We start from the raw sequence: 16,265 nt of genomic DNA, 5'->3' as shown, positions 1-16,265 counted from the left end.
CCCCTGCGAGGTCGGCAAGCCGATATCGACCCCCAGCCGGAAGGCTCGGGAAGGTCCGCGTGTCGGCATCGATATCGCGCCGATGACCTACGGGAGGTCTTCGAGAAGGGGTCAAGTACGAGCTTTCGGCCTGGAGGTGGCTTCCGCGCGGGTAGCCTGCGCCACCGTCGCAGGGTGCGCCTCGCGCTTCGAGGGACTCATGCGTTACCGTGACGCCCCCGTGACCACCCCCTACGCGAGCGAGGCGTTCCTCCACCAGATCCTGGCCAAGGCGCAAGCGGCCCAGGCGAGCGACATCCACCTGCGCGTGGGGCAGCCGCCCGGGGCCCGGGTCCACGGCGACATCGTCTACTTCCGCGCCGAGCCCCTCCTGCCCGAGGACACCGAGGCCGTCGCCAGGCTCGTGCTCGCCCGGCGCCCCTCGGTCCTCGGCGCGCTCGGATCCCTCCGCGAGGTCGATGTCTCCTACGAGATCGAAGGCCTCGGGCGCTTCCGCGTCCACGTCTACCTCCAGCGCGGGACGATCTCCCTCGTCATGCGGGTGATCCCCGGCAAGACCCTCGCGTTCGAGGCGCTCGGCGTGCCGCCTGCCGCGCGCGGGTTGGCCGACAAGAGCCGCGGGCTCGTGCTCGTCGTCGGCGCCGCGGGGCAAGGCAAGACCACGACGCTCGCGTCGATGCTCGCGCACATCGTCGAGACGTACCCGAAGCACCTGGTCACCATCGAAGATCCGATCGAGTTCGTCCACGCGAGCGGCCGCGCGACCGTGAGCCAGCGCGAGGTCGGAAGCGACACCGAGTCGTTCGCGTCGGGCGTGCGCGCGGCGCTCCGGCAGGATCCGAACGTGCTGCTCGTCGGCGAGATCCGCGACGCGGCGACGATGGAGGTCGTGCTGCAAGCGGCCGAGACCGGGCACCTCGTGCTCTCGTCGCTGCACACGCCCGACGTCGGCCGGACCGTGGGCCGGCTCCTGTCGATGAGCTCGACGCCGCAGGAGACACGCGACCGGCTGAGCGAGTGTCTGCAGGGGATCGTGGCGCAGCGCCTCCTGCCGCGGCGTGAAGGCGGCGGGCTCGTGCTCGCGTCGGAGGTGCTCGTCGCGACGGGCACGGTGCGCGCCGCGATCAAGCACCCCGAGGGCAACCCCTCGCTCCGCGAGCTGATGGAGAAGGGCGTGACGCCCTACGGGATGCAGACGTTCGCGATGCACATCGAGCGCCTCGTCGCCGAGGGGCTCGTGGACGCGGACGTCGCACGCGCAGCGACGCAGTTCTAGCCCGCGCGGCGATACGGCATCGGCGGGAAGAGGTCCTTCATCGCGGCCGGCAGCTCGGAGCGCACGTCCTCGATCTCGCCCGCCGAGACGCTGTCGGCGATGACCTCGCACGTCGCGTAGAGCACGTCCGTCGCGGCCTCGGGCGAGAGCTGCAGCGCGCGGCGGAGCTCGGCCTCGATCGTGTCGGGCGTGATGCTCTTGTCCGAGCCGCCGATCGTCGCGTCGAGCTGCGGGACGAGCTTCGACGGGAGCTGCGCGAGCAGGTGCTGCGCCTCGTCCTCCGTGAGGCGGCTGCAGAGGTTTCCGAGCACGATGAGCAGCGCCCGCTCGGCCTGCTCGCGCGTGGCGAGGCCCGTCTGGCGCATGCAGGCGTGCAGGAGGCGCCCGTAGGTGTTTTCCGCGCGCGCAGCGCGGCGCTGGCGAGCGCGTTCGCCGCCGCGGCCTTGCGGCACGGCTCCGGGGCTCGTCGCGCCGGCCGGCTTGAAGCGCGCGGCGACCTCGAGCTGCGCGGTGATGATCGAGCGGGCGGTGTCGATGTCGATCGCGCGCTCGATGAGCAGATCGTCGAGCGAGACGATGCCGACGGGCCGGCCCTCTTCGAGCACGGGCACGCGACGGCAGGCGTGCGTGCGCATCACACGAACGACGTCCTGGATCGTGTCGTCGATGTCCACGGGGGTGACCTCGTCGCTCATGACGTCGCGCAGGAACGTGGTGCGCGGGTCGAGGCCGGCGGCCGCGACGTCCAGGGCGAGGTCGCGGTCGGTCGCGATGCCGACGAGGCGCTGATCCTCGACGACGAGGACAGCGCCGACGTGGTTGTCGGCCATGGCACGGGCGGCCTCGTAGGTGGTCGAGCGGGGGTGGAGGACGATCAACCGGGGGCGACGGTATCGATCGAGGGACATAGGGCACTCCTCTGCGTTTTTGGGCGGGAAGAACGTGCCAGATCGGTGCCAGTCCCCGGCGGCGCGAGGGGGCGAGCTCGGGCGAGGTGGGGCAACGGCTTTTCGCGCGGGCCTTTGTCGGCTACACCGGCCGGCCATGACCGAGCCCCACCCCTTTGACGCTTGGGACTCCGGGTCGCCTTCGGCGCCCTCCGCCCCAAACCCCATCCGCCACGACTGGACTGTGGACGAAGTCGTCGCGATCCACGACCTGCCGCTTTTTGCTTTGATGGACCGCGCGCGTGGTGTGCACCGGGCGCACCACGTCGATGGGGAGGTGCAGCTCTGCACGCTGCTCAGCGTGAAGACGGGCGGCTGCCCCGAGGATTGCGCCTACTGCCCGCAGTCGTCGCACCACGACACGAGCACGTCGCCGGAGAAGATGCTCGACGTCGACGGCGTGCTCGAGGCGGCCGACCGCGCGAAGGCCGCGGGCTCGACGCGCTTCTGCATGGGCGCGGCGTGGCGCGAGGTGAAGGACGGCCCGGCGTTCGACCGTGTGCTCGCGATGGTGCGCGGCGTGAAGGAGCGCGGCCTCGAAGCGTGCGTGACGCTCGGGATGCTCACCGAGGAGCAGGCGAAGAAGCTGAAGGACGCGGGGCTCGACGCGTACAACCACAACCTCGACACGTCGCGCGAGCACTACCGCTCGATCATCTCGACGCGCACGTACGACGAGCGGCTCGTGACGCTGCGCAACGTGCGCAAGGCGGGCATCACGGTGTGCTCGGGCGGGATCATCGGGATGGGCGAGTCGGTGCGGGATCGCGCGGCGATGCTGGTGGAGCTCGCGCGCCTCCGTCCGCACCCGGAGAGCGTGCCGATCAACGCGCTCGTGCGTGTGCCGGGCACGCCGCTCGAGAGCCTGCCGCCGCTCGATCCGGTGGAGTTCATCCGGATGATCGCGACGGCGCGGATCGTGTTCCCGAGGAGCATGGTGCGCCTGTCGGCCGGCCGAACGGACCTGTCGCGCGAGGCGCAGATGATGTGCCTGTACGTCGGGGCGAACTCGATCTTCTACGGCGACAAGCTGCTCACGACGCCGAACCCGGAGACGGACGAGGACACGGCGCTCATCCGGGATGCAGGGCTCACGGCGCGGAAGCCGTCGGTGGGGATGTCGGACGCGTCGGCGGAGGAGTGAGGTAGGGCAGGGGCCCGCGTGTCAAGGGTTTTGGGGGGGACACGCGGGCGGCTTGACGATCGACACATGAGGCCGTAGCGGGTTCACCAGCGCGAGGGGGGCGGTCATGCGGTGGTGGTCGACGACGAGCTGCCTCGGTTGGTTTCCGAGCCTGTTTGCAGTGGCATTCCACATGCCGTCGTCACTCGGGTGCTCTTCGCCGGAGAGCTCCCCAGGCCCCAGTCAGATCCAATCGGTGCCTACGACGCAGGATGTGCCCCCGTCGAGTCCACCGACCGCATCCGCGATTCCACCGCCTGCCTCCGCACCGCAGCGACGCTCGGACCATTGGATGAGCCGCACCTCGCGTTGCTGCGGGGCACTTCATCACAATGCAAACGCCGCCCCGGTGGCGATGAAAGTCGAATACCTGGCAGCGACGCGCATCTGCGAGAAGTTCGTCGGCAAGTTGATCCCTGAATCCGAAGACGAGTGGCTCGCTCAAATTCGAGTACCCCTCGCAAACGCACCCATTCCGGCATCATGCAAGTGATGGCCGATAGGAGAGATCATGCCGTTGACTGGTGGTTGCTTCTGCGGAAAGGTTCGATACCAGATCGATGCCCCGCTTGGGCCGGGGCGCTGTTGCCACTGCTCTCGATGCAGAAAAGCATTCAGCGGGACGGGGTCCGCTTACGCGGAGGTCGTGCCGGGTTCGTTCTCGTGGCTCAGCGGGGAGGACAATCTCAGCTTCTATGAAACGACGCCTGGATGGGGGCTGTGCTTCTGCCGGACCTGTGGAAGCACGCTGTGCGGCATGTCCGGAGAGAAGGTGCACGGTGTGACGCTCGGCAGCGTGGATGGAGATCCGGGTGTGCAGATCGAGATGCATATCTTCGTCGGGTCGAAGGCGCCCTGGGATCACATCGGGGGAGATGCCCCTCAGTATTCGGAGTTTCCTCCCCAGGCTCCGTCGAGCTAGCATTCCGTTGCCGTGGGTGTGTTTTGGTAGCCCGACGGTACGTCAGCGCGTCTCCTCACGCTCCCGCCGCATCGCCGAACCTCGCTGCGCTCGCGGTGAATGGAAGGTTCATGAAGAGCGGTGAGCTCGAGCAATAAATTTCTAGCCCCAACGAAGGAGATGACAACCAGCGAGCAGCGGGGCATCCTTGCCGTGTATGGAAGGGCGGTGGCGGCAGGGCGGCCTCGGAGCATTGCGCGCCATGTGGTTGCTGGCGCTGGTCTCTCCAGTCTACATCTATGCCCTACCGTTTCTCCATGCGCGGTGGTGGCGGCTCGACAGTTGCCCGCCATCACATGTTCCATGCTTCGAGTGGTCTGATGGCGGGCCTGAATTACGTCTGTGCGCGGTGGCGGCGGTCCTCGCGATGGCGAGCGTCCTCCTCCCGGTCGTCTGGCATCGCAGATCGCTCGCCCGTTTGCGCTGCCGCGCCGCTGGCGGTCCAGGCACCCTGCTCCCGTTCTCGAGCCCCGCGTCTGCCGCACGCGCGGCCGTGCTCCGGTATGCCGGTCGCTTGGCCATGGTGCTCGTGATCCTGTTGCCGATCTACTTCCTGGCGTGGGGGGAGTCGGGGCTCATCGTCTACTGTCATCAATTCTCGAACGGGTCGGGGCGGATCGTCCCGCGTCCTGAAGACTACGTGCCATTGGCGGCGATTCTGACGATCTTCACCGCATTGCATCTCCCCACGCGGCGCCGTGTTTTCGGCGCGCTCGACGGGCTGTGGGATCAACCGAGGTCACGCGTTGCCTGATGGAGCAGACATCGCGCGCGGCTTGCAACGTCAGGCCGAACCGGTGTTGGCGACCTTCTCCACGAACCCGCGGAGCCACACGTTTGCCGGGTCCGACTCCACGTGCGCGTGCCAGTAGAGGTGAAGCTGCACGGGTGGCAACTCGAACGGCAACGCGCGTCGCGAAAGCGCGTGGACCTTCCCGACCTCGCCGGTCAAGCGTCGTGGCGCGGTCAGCACGTCGTCCGAGTGAGCGACCACGCGGAACGCCGAGTCGTAGCTCTGACAGCGCACCACCACGCGCCGCTCGACGCCGAGCTTCAAGAGCGCGTGATCCTCGAGCACGAGCCCCGTCGCTCGACTCGACACGAGGACGTGAGACGCCGCGACGTACTGCGCGACCGAAAGCTTCCGCGGAAGGGGGTGCCCATCTCGCACGACGAGGCAGAAGTCGTCGTCCAGAACGCGACGGTGTCGTACCGGCTCGTGGACCGGCATGGAGACATCGAAGGCGAGATCGATCTGCCTGGACGCAAGCTCACGCGCAATGGCTGAGCGTCGGTACGCGACGCTCGCCAGCGTGGCGAGCGGAGCCGCCTTCGCGAGCGCGCTCCGGAGCTGAGGCAGGAGCATCGGCTCGATGGAGTCGGGCATCCCGACGCGAAACATCAGCGTCGTCGTGGAAGGCTCGAACGCTCCCCACCGATGGAGGAGCCCGCGCAACTGAGCCAGCTGTTCGACGAGCGCGGGCGCCATGCGCAGGCATGTCGCCGTGGGCACCATCTCGGTCCCTTCCCGCTCGAAGAGCGGGTCGTCGAGGTGCTCCCGGAGCCTTCGCAGCGCATGGCTCACCGCCGAGGGGCTCAGTGCGAGGACCCGCGCCGCCCGCGTCAGGTGGCGTTCCCGGAAGACGGCCTCGAAGACGCGCAGCAGGTTGAGGTCCATCGTGTCGAAGCGATCATGCACGCGATGCATCGAGGTGCATGAAATCATATCACTTCCTTCATCGGGAAGTTTCAGCGCAAAGTCCTCCCGTGTCGAGAGCGCGTGATCTTCCCCCGAACAGCGGACATCGGCCATGACAGAGACTCTTCAGGAGCAGCAAGCGACCTGCGAATGCGGCGCTTGCCAATTCGAGGTCGGCGCCGCGCCGGCCGTACGTTTCTTTTGCCACTGCACGATCTGCCAAGCCTACAACGGCAAGCCGTTTGCCGACGTGACGGTGCTTCGTGCCAAGTACGTCGCAGTGAACGACACGAGCCAGATTGCGTTCAAGAAGTACCGCCCGCCGCCGAACATCAACCGCGGGCTCTGCAAGACGTGCGGCAAGCCCGCGATCGAATTCTTTGGCTTCGGCCCGGCGAAGCTCGCCTTCCTTCCGAGCATCAACTTCGAACGCCAGGAGCTCCTCCCGCCGCCGGCGATACACATTTTCTACCATCGGAGGCTGAACGACGCCGCCGACGACTTGCCCAAGTACACCGGCTATCTACGCAGCCAAATGGCCGTCACCGGACTGTTCACGCGGCTGTTCCGAGGACGGGGCGGATGAGCAAGACCAAGCGCATTCTCCACGTCGTCAGCAACGTGGACCACTATGACGGCCGGTCGACGCCGACCGGCTTGTGGCTCTCGGAGTTGACGCATGCCTATGACGTCTTCGCCGCGCGAGGCTACGAGCAGCGCTTGGTCAGCCCGAAGGGAGGGCGGACACCTCTCGAGCCGCGTTCGCTCGAGTGGCCGCTTCTCGACGCGTCTGCCAAAGCGCGCTGGGAGGATCCAACTTGGTCGGCGCTGCTGTCGTCCACCGCTCGGCCCGACGAGATCGACGCCGCAGACTACGACGCGATTTACTTTACCGGCGGCCACGCCGTCATGTGGGACTTCCCGGGCGACGAGGCGCTCCAAGCTCTCACACGCGACATCTACGAGCGTGGTGGGGTCGTCTCTTCGGTGTGCCACGGCTATTGCGGCCTCCTCAACACGAAGCTGTCGGACGGACGCCTCCTGGTCGCAGGACGGCGCGTCACTGGCTATTCGTGGTGGGAGGAAGTGCTCGCCGGTGTTGCGTCGAAGGTGCCTTATAACGCCGAGGCGGAGATGCGCGCGCGCGGCGCGCGATACGAGAAGAGCATCGTCCCGTTCGTATCGAAGGTCGTCGTCGACGGGAGATTGGTGACGGGCCAGAACCCTCAATCAGCGAAGGCGACCGCGAGCAGCGTCGTGTCTCTCCTCGCTTCATGATCGCACACGACAATCGCACTCGGTCTTGAACCGCTCGCGAAGAGAATCCACATGCTGACCAAGTTCAAGAAAGAAGTTCTTGCCTCCATCGCACTCGCGCTCGGTGCTGCGACGTTTGCCAGTGGCTGCGTCATTAGCCATGTTGAACGGGTGGGGCCAGAGTGGGACGTTCATGCTGACGAGAAGACGCTTGCCGTCGACTCCTCACCCCAAGGCAACGATGACCTCGCGCCACTGAGCGACGAGTTCGAGGACGCTTCAACGCTTCCGCAGTGGGCAAAGCTGAGCGACGTGGAGGGATGGCCGGATGAGATCAAAAAGCTGGACGTGAGCACGGCGAACCCAGGAAATCTCACCTTGGAACCCTATGCGAGCTTCTGGTTCGGCGACTTTCACGCGCCGTTCCTCTTCAAGAAGGTGACGGGTGATTTCATCGTCACGACGCGCGTGCTCGTAACGGGTGCGACCGCAGAGGTACCAGCGCGGGGGTATTCGCTTGCTGGTCTGCTCGCTCGCGCACCGCACGACGAAGGGCGCAAGAATTGGAAGGAAGGCACGGAGAACTGGATCTTCATCACGGCCGGGAGCGGCGACGGTGAGGGCGTCCCTCAGTTCGAGACGAAGAATACCAAAGACAGCTCGAGTCGACTCGAGCTCAGCCCGCGAACCCTCGGCTGGGTGGAGCTTCGTATTGCGCGCGTCGGCACGCGCATCACGCTTCTTCGTCGTGCGGAGAAGGAAGACTGGCGCGTCATGCGCCGGGAAGAGCGTCCCGACCTGCCGCGAACGCTTCAGGTGGGGCTCATCGCGTACACGGACTACGACTCGCTGAAGTGGGACCTGATTTTCAATCGTGTCGACGCTTATCACCATCGCGTCATCACCGACGGAGTGCCGGACCTCATCAGTCGCTTCGACTACGTTCGCTTTCAGAGGCCACCGGTATCCAAGCGGTGAGCGAGGATGGTCACGGTTCTTGCTAGGATGCCCGGGTCTATGAAGTTCACCCGCTTCCTTTGTGCCTCTCTGTGCCTGCTGGCCGCCGCGTGCGGCGGTGTGGTCGTGGACCCCGCCCCGGAGGCGCAGCCCAAGGCCATCCAGCTCTTCGTGCCGGACGGGGAGGGCTGCGCCACGCAGCCGCCGCCGGACACGGCCGCCGACGTGCTCGCGCCGGGCGACACCGGGGACGAGATCGCCGTGACCGACATCTCCTTCACGGAGGAGTGCACCGGCGCAGGAGGGCAGTACGTGCTCGCGCGCGAGATCGACGGCTTCCGGTACTTCTGGCTCGGCGGGCACGCTTGCTACTTCGTCGAGGGGCTCGCGTCCGAGACGGGCCTCGTCTTCGGGGTGGTCCGATATCGCATGACGGCGGGCATCTCCGAGATCCCGGCCCACGTGTGCGTGGCTTGGCCAGGTGAGCCCGACGGCCTGCAGACGGACGCGAAAACCTCGGCGATCGCGCTTTTCGAGCAACTGGAAGAGGCGAAGGCGTTCGCGGCGTCGTTGAAGTGATTGGAAAACCGCCGATGGCGTATGCGCGGCCGACGTCCCGGGGATGACTCCGTCCGCCGCGTGCGAGGCCTTCCTCGGGGCGAACAGCAAGGCACGAATCCAGTGGCAGCACGAGAGTGACACGGCCGCGTTCGAGCAGTCCATCGCGCAGCCGTGACGCCTGGGCGCGCCGCGCCGTCATTCATTCACTCTGGCGCGCCCTGCCTTCGCTTCCCCGGCGGTTCCAAAGCCCCCACGCCAAGCGTGTTCAGCCGGAACGCGCCGGCCTCCCGGATGTCAGGAGCGCTGTCGCACCGTGCTTGCCGCCTTCGCTCTGCACACCTCTGCGCCTTGATTGGCGCGGCGTTACTGCGTCTGCGTATTCTGCACGATCGTGCATTCATTCGCACCGCAGTTCAGCAGTGCATAGCTGGCGCGACGCCCGCATCCCGTTGCGCCGAACGTGTCCTGGCCGAGCCGCGTCAACTCGATCGTATCGTTGCACTGGAGATCGAAGCCAGCTTGGCGCCGCAGCCCGCGCGAGACGACGACGTGCGTCTCGCCGACACACAACCCGTTCGGATTGCACTGGGCCACGTACCGGACGATCTCGCCGCAGCCACTTGCATAGATGAGGCCGGTTTCACCCATGCGCTCGTAGGTCAGCTTCTCTCGAGGGCATGATAGCTCGCTCGCCGGGTGATCCTGCACGTAGGCCAGCGGCCCCGCGCCACAGGCAGAGAGGACGAGCGCGAACAGGGGCAGCGCGGGCAGCAAGCGCTTCGACTTCGACATGGGAGCTCTCTAGCCGATTCCACGCGGCGCCGTCAACGGCGTCTCCACCAACCACGAAGGTGCGAACGAAGGCCCAAATCACGCAGCACATTGCTTTCCATGGGTCGCCCCATGCCAGGGAAGCGCATGGACAAGGCCGCGAGCCTCGCCTGGCTGTTTCGGTTCGACGACAATTGACCACGGCCGCCGGCCTCCCGGCCTCATTCCTTCACGGGTGATGGCGGCTTGAAAGCCTCGTGCGGCTCCATGTAGAAGCCGAGATCGGCGCACCCCTCGAATGCAAGCCGCCCGCCCGTGTCGTTCGTGAGGGTCCGAAGAAGGTCCGGGACGAGCCATATTGCCCTAGTGACCGCTTGCATGGAGTCGGCGCCGGACGCCCGACTCCGGAAGACCTAGCCGGCCTTGGGCCCAAGGATCTCGATGGGCGCGCGCCAGGTCTTTCCTGACCCAGGTGTTATTCGCCCTTCATGAAACCTATTTCATGAACGACAAGACCGAAAGGAAAACGCGCGCTGCCGCCGCGCGCACCTGCGGCGCCGGCGTTCCTGCCGTGGGCGCTCGAGCGCGGCCTCAGAGGCATTCGACGATGCTACCCTCGCACGTCTTGCCGCCCTGCGAGCACCCCTTCGCGATCAGGCACTGGCAGAGCCCGTCGTTGCAATCAAACGGGAGACCGACGCAACCGACCTCGGACGCGACCGACGAGCTTTTTACGCAGAACTCATCCGACTTGCAGGCCGCGCAAACATCACCCGAGCCCCCCGATCCGCTGCTCGCGCTCGAGCTTCCGCTGCTCGCGCTCGACGAGCCCCCCGATCCGCTGCTCGCGCTGCTGCTCCCGCAGCCGTCGATGGCTGCGCATGAGCTCGCGCTCACGACGCACGCCTTGGCCTCGTCCGACAGCATCGAGCAGCCATCGCTGCAATTCGGGGGCACCTGTCCGCACTGCTTTCCGATGGCCGCGCAGACGTCGGCGCACGACGGGTTGCCTGACGAGGTCCCACCACCGCCGTCCGAGCCCGACCCCTCGTTCGAGTCCCCGCTACATGCGCCGAGTAGAAAAGTAAGGAACAAGCAACCAAGAACCGCATCACGAATGTTCATGCGGCGTCCTGCTAGCCGAGATACGAAGCAAAAGCACTGCCTCGAATCGTACAGTGTCCGACACGCGGTCGTGCCTCTCCGAGAGCCCGCCCGACCTGTGTCTGCGGCCCTCGCCCGTAGAGATGGACGTTTTCGCCGCGTGCAAGGCGCGGATGGAAGTGGCGGAGGTTCGTTCGGCGAGAGTCCGGCCGGCGCCCGGGGCTATCCGTTCGACACATCGGCAGGATCGACCTGCCGGCGGCGCATGCAGCCGACCTCGATCGCAATCGAGCCCGGCCCTCTGCAATAGAACATCACCCCGCGGTTGTTCTGGATCACGTCCGTGATGGGACCGATCCCATCCGCGACGAGGCGCGCGTGTTGCCGGCGCACCTCCTCCTCGTCGTCGATGTGGAAGCCGATGTGGAACTCCTCGGGGTAGGACGCCTGCGCGTCCTGCGTTCGCTGGAGGACCAGCGTGAACCCGTGGCGGTCCGAGAGGATCGCAATCGCGGGGGACTTGCGGTTGCTGCAAAGCTCGAGGTCGAAGTAGCGCTCGAAGAACTCGACAGCGGCGCGAACGTCGGGAACCTGCAGGTCCAGGTGATTGAGTTTCATGAGAGCCTCCACGTTGGACGCACACGTGCGTCATCGTGCCGTGGGTCTCACTCCGTGCTGGAGGGACAAGGGCTCCCGACCTGGGAGTGACCGGGGCTCACCGAACCGGTCCGCCGTTTTTCGACAGGACGAGGCGTAACATGCCCGGGCCTCGGATGCAAAGCGCGCGTGTGGCTTGCGGCTCGTGGGGTGCAACGTGGTCTTGACGTGCAGCAGGCAAATGCGGGGCGATTTTTAGAAGCGCTTGGAGGACTCGAGGACGCGCAAATCCATCCATCCCCGCGCGGTCGTCTTCGGATCGAGTTCGAGGCTCATGTGTCGGCCTTGGCGAAATGAGCCATCTGGTCGGCGTGGGCCTTCACGAACGCGGGCCGCGCCGTCGCGCGCTTCATGTAGTCACGCGTCGCGGGATGCGCCGCGAGCCCGTCGAAGCGATCGACGAGGCGCAGCACGTCCGCCATGTGGATGTCGGCGACGGAGAAGGAGCCCGCGAGCCACTCGCGCTTCGCGACCACCGGCTCGAGGCGATCGAGGCGCACCTTCACGAAGTCGTCGAAGAGCTTCTCGCTCCGCCCCGAGAACTTGAGGAGCGCCCACGGGAGGCTCGCCATCTCGACGGAGTTGAGCGCGGCGAAGAGCCACTCGATCACCTCCGTGCGCCCCTTCGGATCGCGAGGCATCAGCGCCTCGCTCCGCTCGCCGAGGTGCAGCAGGATCGCGCCGGTCTCGAAGATCGAGATGTCGCCGTCCGTCAACCACGGCACCTGCCCGAACGGCTGGTGCGCAAGGTGCTCGGGGCCGCGTTCCTTGAACGACACGCTCTCGACGCGATACGGGAGCTTCGCCTCCTCCAATGCCCAGCGTACGCGGATGTCCCGCACGAACCCGCGCGGCGGCGGAGGAACCCAATCGTAGGTGGTGAGAACGAGATCGCCCATGCATCGCGTCTACCAGGCCGGACCGACGCGTGCCAGCGCCGCCGACGACGCGATCGTCAATCGTCGTCGTCGACGCTGAAGTCCAACCGCGCGACCGCGCTCTTCGGGCATCGCGTGCGGAGCTTGGCGTGCTCCATCGCGCGGGCGAGCTGGTGGTCAGGGTCCTTGACCTCGACGCCGAAGCCGAACTGGATGATCGAGGCGACGCGCTTCCACGGCCGCCGGCGGCTTGAAAGCCTCGTGCGGCTCCATGTAGAAGCCGAGATCGGCGCTCCCCTCGAATTCCAGCCGTCCGCCCGTGTCGTTCGTGATGGTCCGAAGGAAGACCGGGACGAGCCAGATCGCCCCAGTGACCGCTTGCATGGAGTCGGCGCCGGACGCCCGACTCCGGAAGACCTGGCCGGCCCTGGGCCCAAGGATCTCGATGGGCGCGCGCCAGGTCTCGCCCGTCTCGTCGAGTTCGGGCCTACCGATGGGGACGATGACCTTTTTGGGGCGTCGGACTCGCGGCGAATAGAAGTCCAGTTGCCTTTCGGCGATTATTTCTTGCATCCGTTCTTCGACCTGTCCGGACACTTCACACGCAGAGCCCGGGGGTTTTCGCCGCGCGCGGCGCGGATGATGGGCCTGTATGCCGGGGGCGAACTCGATCTTCTACGGGGATCGACTGCTCACGACGCCGAACCCGGATACGGACGAGGATACGGCGCTCATCCGGGATGCGGGGCTTACGGCCCGTTCATTTCATGCTGCTGCCCAATGAGGCCACTGCCCTAACCGGAGCTTGCCCGACCGCGAGCCTCGCGCGCGGAAGGAAACGACCTCCCCGGCGCTTGGTGATCGATCCGGTCGCCCGGCCCATGGTTCGCGTCTTCAGGCAAGGAGCTCAGCAACGAGGGCGTCGGCGAGCTTGCGGGCGCCTTCCTCGGCGCGGCGGAGTTTTTCCGCCAGGGTGTCGCAGAGGGACAGCAGCGCCTGAACCTGATGCATAATGCGGCGCTGCTCCGGTAAGGGTGGAACGGGAATGGGTATGCTTGCGACCGTTGTCTGATTGATCTTGGGCATACTCCCAGCCGTGCCTGAAGCACGAGCACGCATGAATGAACGCGCTCCGGAGGAACTGAGGACCAGATGGACGTACTCGGTGTCCACGTCGGGGCGAATACGCAGCTTCATCATCAAATCAGGATAGATGAACTCTCGGGGAGGGCCCCGATAGACAGCAGCAGCACCCACGTACTCGATCGTGTTGCTGCGCTGCAGCAAGACATCTCCATCAGATAGCCAAAGATGGGAGTCATCAGGGATTTTCTCGTCGATGAACTTGTAGTGACGTCCATCGAACTTCCCCGAAGTGGTTGCAGTCAGCGAGATGCTCTTGGTTTTCGTGGGATAATCAACCGACTTGGGAGAATAGCCGTTCTTGGGACCGAATGTGAGCAATGCGCCCAGCGGAAGCACACTCCACGATTCGGGATAAAGGGCGGCATCTTCGACTGCGCTTGTGGCATTCAATCGCAAGGAAGCACCGTCCTTCGGGTCTTGCTTGAGGAGCTTACCGCTGACGGCGAGGTCCACGATCACCTCGCGTAGTCTCTTCATCCGACTCGGCACGTCGGTGAGCAATGGGAAGCTTTCGACTATCCGTTCCCAGCTCTGCGCCAGCTCCTCCGGCCCCTTGGCGCTCGTAAGCGCATCGAGCGCCGCCTTGTTCAGCCGGGCCGCCGTCTCCCGCTGCCTCGCCTGGCGGGCATCCAGATCGTCGCAGAGCTGCATGAGCTCGTCGACCTTGGCGACGATGCGCTTTTGCTCCGCCAGTGGCGGAAATGGGATCGGAAATCGGGCAACTTCCTCGGAGTCGAGTCGACACGTGCCATGTGACGAACGCTCAACCCGCTGAAGCATCCGACTGCGGGCAGCCTGACAGGCACGGAGCAAATACTCCCCGACCGCAGGAACCGTCAGCACAAGAGCTTTCATGTCCTGGTTGATCGTGACGCTTCTTGCGGCGATTGCTACGGGGAACGAGTGCGCCAAGATCATCCCGCGGGTGACGAAAAGCAGGGCACCCTTGTGGATCATCTTGACCGCAGAGTGCTCGACGGCCTCCTCGGAGATATGATCCTCGGCATCGTCGATGTACGGCCTTTTCATGTCCTTGGGACTTACCCAAGGTATCGGGCCGTTCCAGAACGATGAATTGGACTTCGACGGTGTCCCACCGCCCATGAAGTCGCCGCAATCGCCAAGGCGGACCCATTGCCAGGAGCCCGGCAATGCGTAGGGCTGCTTAGAATTGTCGACAGGAAGGATAGCCTTGGCTGCGGCCATCTTTGCCACAAGGTGCGAAGCAGGTTCATCTTTCGGATCCTGCGGCACGAGCTTTCCGCGCACCGCGATCTCCAGAACGAGCTCCCGCAGCCTCTTTATCCCTCCCGACGCCCCCGCCACCACCTCGAAATTCCCGAGCAGCCTCTCCGCCTCCGGCGTCAACTCCCTCCGCTCGAAAAGCCCAAGCTGCTGCTTCTTCCCCTTCATCGCGCCGCCCCTTCCAGCGACGCCCGCAGCTCATCCCGGAGCCGATCCCGCACCTCCGCCACCTCCGCAGAGAGCGCCCGATACTCCCTGAGCAACTCCTCCGCATCCCCCGGCCCATCCTCCACGGCCCGCGGATTCTTGATGTCGAGGTTGTATCCCCGCGCCTTGATATCCTCGATCGAAACCTTCCAGGCCTGCTCCGTCTCCTTGCGCTCGTTCCACCACGTCCGCTCCGGCCCGAACTCCTCAATCCGCATCGGCTTGGTCTTCGAGTAACTCTTGTACCCCGACGGATACGGATGCTCGTAGTACCAGACCTCCGTGGTCGGTTTCCCCTTCGTGAAGAAAAGCAGGTTCGTCTTGATCCCCGTATACGGATTGAAGACCCCCTTCGGCAGCCGGACAATCGTGTGCAGATCACACTCCGTTAGGAGCCGCTCCTTGAGCCGCGTCTTCACGCCTTCACCGAACAACGTCCCATCCGGCAAAACCAGCGCAGCACGCCCACCGTCTCGCAAAAGCACGGTCAGCAAGTACAGAAAGAGGTCCGCCGTCTCCCGCGTCCGGAACGCCGACGGGAACGCATTCTCGATCCCGTCCTCCTCGATCCCCCCGAACGGAGGGTTCGTCAGGATCACGTCGACCTTGTCCCTGGGCCCGTAATCGGCAATGGAACGCCTCAGCGCATTGTCCCTGCGGATCTGCGTCGGCGCGTCGATCTCGTGCAGCACCATGTTCGTCATGCAGAGCAGGTGCGGCAGCGGCTTCTTCTCGATGCCGCGTAGCGAAGCCTGGATCGTCCTCTCGTCGGCGTCCGTCTTCCCGTACTTCCGTAAATGCTTGATGGCGCAGGTCAAAAAACCGCCGGTCCCGCACGCCGGATCGAGCACCGTCTCCCCGAGCTTCGGATCCACCCGCTCCACCATGAACTCGGTCACCGCGCGTGGGGTGTAGTACTCCCCCGCATTGCCCGCCCCGCGGAGGTCGCTCAGGATTTGCTCGTAGATCCCCCCGATCTCGTGCTTATCCGATGACCGATTGAGATCGATTTCGTTGAGCTTGTTGACCACCTGCCGCAGCAGAGTCCCGCTCTTCATGTAGTTGTAGGCGTCCTCGAACACGCTGCGAACCACGCTCGAAAGCGGATCCGTGCCAGGGAGCCCCTTCAGCCCGGGGAAAAGCTCGTTGTTGACGAACGCGAGCAGCGTGTCCCCCGTGATCCCCTCGGGATCCGCGGCCCAGGCCTGCCAGCGCAGCTCATCCGGGATCGGCGATCGGTACCGCTTCTTCGCCGTCTCTTTCTCGATCTCGCGATCGTCGAGGATCTTGAGGAAGAGCATCCAGACGAGCTGGCCGATGCGCTGGGCGTCGCCGTCGACGCCCGTGTCCTTGCGCATGATGTCCTGGATCGTCTTGATCGTCGTACCGATGGCCATGGCGGGGACTTCGCTACCC

General features: G+C 65.5%; 17 protein-coding genes and 1 pseudogene. 9 read left to right on the top strand and 9 right to left on the bottom strand.

Annotated features, from left to right (window positions below; genetic code table 11):
- Positions 1-199 precede the first annotated feature (199 nt).
- Positions 200-1,276, top strand: coding sequence for a PilT/PilU family type 4a pilus ATPase (locus QHF83_RS23435; RefSeq protein ID WP_282420139.1), 1,077 nt, complete (start codon positions 200-202; stop codon positions 1,274-1,276).
- On the opposite strand, the gene QHF83_RS23430 is transcribed toward QHF83_RS23435, so the two are convergent.
- The gene (locus QHF83_RS23430) at positions 1,273-2,184 is read right to left on the bottom strand and encodes a DUF2267 domain-containing protein (protein WP_282420138.1); all 912 of its coding nucleotides are present in this window, start codon (positions 2,182-2,184) and stop codon (positions 1,273-1,275) included. The genes QHF83_RS23435 and QHF83_RS23430 overlap by 4 nt on opposite strands.
- A gap of 136 nt (positions 2,185-2,320) precedes the next feature.
- Between QHF83_RS23430 and bioB the strand changes: the two genes are divergently transcribed.
- The 3 genes from bioB to QHF83_RS23415 all read left to right on the top strand — a co-directional run bounded on the left by bioB (position 2,321) and on the right by QHF83_RS23415 (position 5,121).
- Positions 2,321-3,367 (top strand): biotin synthase BioB, encoded by a 1,047-nt coding sequence (gene bioB, locus QHF83_RS23425; protein ID WP_348980461.1) that lies wholly within the window; start codon positions 2,321-2,323, stop codon positions 3,365-3,367.
- Positions 3,368-3,917: 550 nt separating this feature from the next.
- On the top strand, positions 3,918-4,328 hold the full coding sequence (locus QHF83_RS23420; RefSeq protein ID WP_282420136.1) for a GFA family protein: 411 nt from the start codon (positions 3,918-3,920) through the stop codon (positions 4,326-4,328).
- Between the two features lie 241 nt (positions 4,329-4,569).
- Complete coding sequence (locus tag QHF83_RS23415; RefSeq protein ID WP_282420135.1) at positions 4,570-5,121, top strand: hypothetical protein; 552 nt, start codon at positions 4,570-4,572, stop codon at positions 5,119-5,121.
- A gap of 30 nt (positions 5,122-5,151) precedes the next feature.
- Here QHF83_RS23415 and QHF83_RS23410 read toward each other — a convergent pair whose 3' ends face one another.
- The gene (locus tag QHF83_RS23410) at positions 5,152-6,075 is read right to left on the bottom strand and encodes a LysR family transcriptional regulator (RefSeq protein ID WP_282420134.1); all 924 of its coding nucleotides are present in this window, start codon (positions 6,073-6,075) and stop codon (positions 5,152-5,154) included.
- Positions 6,076-6,178: 103 nt separating this feature from the next.
- Between QHF83_RS23410 and QHF83_RS23405 the strand changes: the two genes are divergently transcribed.
- From QHF83_RS23405 to QHF83_RS23390, 4 genes are read left to right on the top strand one after another with little or no spacing between them, the layout of a single operon-like run.
- On the top strand, positions 6,179-6,652 hold the full coding sequence (locus QHF83_RS23405; protein WP_282420133.1) for a GFA family protein: 474 nt from the start codon (positions 6,179-6,181) through the stop codon (positions 6,650-6,652).
- On the top strand, positions 6,649-7,344 hold the full coding sequence (locus QHF83_RS23400) for a type 1 glutamine amidotransferase domain-containing protein (RefSeq protein ID WP_282420132.1): 696 nt from the start codon (positions 6,649-6,651) through the stop codon (positions 7,342-7,344). Before QHF83_RS23405 ends, QHF83_RS23400 begins: the two co-directional genes overlap by 4 nt.
- Before the next feature lie 51 nt (positions 7,345-7,395).
- Positions 7,396-8,301, top strand: a complete 906-nt coding sequence (locus QHF83_RS23395) for a hypothetical protein (protein WP_282420131.1) — start codon at positions 7,396-7,398, stop codon at positions 8,299-8,301.
- Positions 8,302-8,340: 39 nt separating this feature from the next.
- Positions 8,341-8,859 (top strand): hypothetical protein, encoded by a 519-nt coding sequence (locus tag QHF83_RS23390; RefSeq protein WP_282420130.1) that lies wholly within the window; start codon positions 8,341-8,343, stop codon positions 8,857-8,859.
- A 345-nt stretch (positions 8,860-9,204) separates the two neighbouring features.
- Here QHF83_RS23390 and QHF83_RS23385 read toward each other — a convergent pair whose 3' ends face one another.
- The 5 genes from QHF83_RS23385 to QHF83_RS23365 all read right to left on the bottom strand — a co-directional run bounded on the left by QHF83_RS23385 (position 9,205) and on the right by QHF83_RS23365 (position 12,635).
- Positions 9,205-9,633, bottom strand: a complete 429-nt coding sequence (locus QHF83_RS23385) for a hypothetical protein (RefSeq protein ID WP_282420129.1) — start codon at positions 9,631-9,633, stop codon at positions 9,205-9,207.
- A 570-nt stretch (positions 9,634-10,203) separates the two neighbouring features.
- Entirely contained in the window at positions 10,204-10,737 is a 534-nt protein-coding gene (locus QHF83_RS23380; protein ID WP_282420128.1) for a hypothetical protein, read from the bottom strand.
- A gap of 201 nt (positions 10,738-10,938) precedes the next feature.
- Positions 10,939-11,334, bottom strand: coding sequence for a VOC family protein (locus QHF83_RS23375; protein ID WP_282420127.1), 396 nt, complete (start codon positions 11,332-11,334; stop codon positions 10,939-10,941).
- Positions 11,335-11,645: 311 nt separating this feature from the next.
- Positions 11,646-12,272, bottom strand: coding sequence for a glutathione S-transferase family protein (locus QHF83_RS23370; RefSeq protein ID WP_282420126.1), 627 nt, complete (start codon positions 12,270-12,272; stop codon positions 11,646-11,648).
- 156 nt (positions 12,273-12,428) lie between these two features.
- Positions 12,429-12,635, bottom strand: coding sequence for a hypothetical protein (locus QHF83_RS23365; RefSeq protein WP_282420125.1), 207 nt, complete (start codon positions 12,633-12,635; stop codon positions 12,429-12,431).
- A gap of 274 nt (positions 12,636-12,909) precedes the next feature.
- Between QHF83_RS23365 and QHF83_RS53495 the strand changes: the two are divergent.
- Positions 12,910-13,035 (top strand): annotated as a pseudogene (locus QHF83_RS53495) (biotin synthase BioB); the annotation flags it as partial.
- Between the two features lie 110 nt (positions 13,036-13,145).
- Here the strand turns inward: QHF83_RS53495 and QHF83_RS23360 are convergent.
- Together QHF83_RS23360 and QHF83_RS23355 are read right to left on the bottom strand one after the other, a co-directional pair.
- Positions 13,146-14,810: a restriction endonuclease subunit S gene (locus tag QHF83_RS23360; protein ID WP_282420124.1), complete on the bottom strand. Its 1,665-nt coding sequence runs from the start codon at positions 14,808-14,810 to the stop codon at positions 13,146-13,148.
- A complete protein-coding gene (locus QHF83_RS23355; RefSeq protein WP_282420123.1) occupies positions 14,807-16,246 on the bottom strand; it encodes a class I SAM-dependent DNA methyltransferase in 1,440 nt (479 codons plus the stop codon). Before QHF83_RS23355 ends, QHF83_RS23360 begins: the two co-directional genes overlap by 4 nt.
- Positions 16,247-16,265: the final 19 nt, after the last annotated feature.

It is taken from the genome of Polyangium sp. 15x6 (assembly GCF_029960785.1).
In the GTDB taxonomy this organism is placed as follows: Bacteria; Myxococcota_A; Polyangia; order Polyangiales; family Polyangiaceae; genus Polyangium.
This window is presented reverse-complemented; position numbering and strand designations above follow the sequence as displayed.

Bases quoted from the DNA above. Each gene is read 5' to 3' on its own strand.
- QHF83_RS23435 (WP_282420139.1), top strand. From the start codon at position 200: ATGCGTTACCGTGACGCCCCCGTGACCACCCCCTACGCGAGCGAGGCG.
- QHF83_RS23430 (WP_282420138.1), bottom strand. From the start codon at position 2,184: ATGTCCCTCGATCGATACCGTCGCCCCCGGTTGATCGTCCTCCACCCC.
- bioB (WP_348980461.1), top strand. From the start codon at position 2,321: ATGACCGAGCCCCACCCCTTTGACGCTTGGGACTCCGGGTCGCCTTCG.
- QHF83_RS23420 (WP_282420136.1), top strand. From the start codon at position 3,918: ATGCCGTTGACTGGTGGTTGCTTCTGCGGAAAGGTTCGATACCAGATC.
- QHF83_RS23415 (WP_282420135.1), top strand. From the start codon at position 4,570: ATGTGGTTGCTGGCGCTGGTCTCTCCAGTCTACATCTATGCCCTACCG.
- QHF83_RS23410 (WP_282420134.1), bottom strand. From the start codon at position 6,075: ATGCATCGCGTGCATGATCGCTTCGACACGATGGACCTCAACCTGCTG.
- QHF83_RS23405 (WP_282420133.1), top strand. From the start codon at position 6,179: ATGACAGAGACTCTTCAGGAGCAGCAAGCGACCTGCGAATGCGGCGCT.
- QHF83_RS23400 (WP_282420132.1), top strand. From the start codon at position 6,649: ATGAGCAAGACCAAGCGCATTCTCCACGTCGTCAGCAACGTGGACCAC.
- QHF83_RS23395 (WP_282420131.1), top strand. From the start codon at position 7,396: ATGCTGACCAAGTTCAAGAAAGAAGTTCTTGCCTCCATCGCACTCGCG.
- QHF83_RS23390 (WP_282420130.1), top strand. From the start codon at position 8,341: ATGAAGTTCACCCGCTTCCTTTGTGCCTCTCTGTGCCTGCTGGCCGCC.
- QHF83_RS23385 (WP_282420129.1), bottom strand. From the start codon at position 9,633: ATGTCGAAGTCGAAGCGCTTGCTGCCCGCGCTGCCCCTGTTCGCGCTC.
- QHF83_RS23380 (WP_282420128.1), bottom strand. From the start codon at position 10,737: ATGAACATTCGTGATGCGGTTCTTGGTTGCTTGTTCCTTACTTTTCTA.
- QHF83_RS23375 (WP_282420127.1), bottom strand. From the start codon at position 11,334: ATGAAACTCAATCACCTGGACCTGCAGGTTCCCGACGTTCGCGCCGCT.
- QHF83_RS23370 (WP_282420126.1), bottom strand. From the start codon at position 12,272: ATGGGCGATCTCGTTCTCACCACCTACGATTGGGTTCCTCCGCCGCCG.
- QHF83_RS23365 (WP_282420125.1), bottom strand. From the start codon at position 12,635: ATGCAAGCGGTCACTGGGGCGATCTGGCTCGTCCCGGTCTTCCTTCGG.
- QHF83_RS23360 (WP_282420124.1), bottom strand. From the start codon at position 14,810: ATGAAGGGGAAGAAGCAGCAGCTTGGGCTTTTCGAGCGGAGGGAGTTG.
- QHF83_RS23355 (WP_282420123.1), bottom strand. From the start codon at position 16,246: ATGGCCATCGGTACGACGATCAAGACGATCCAGGACATCATGCGCAAG.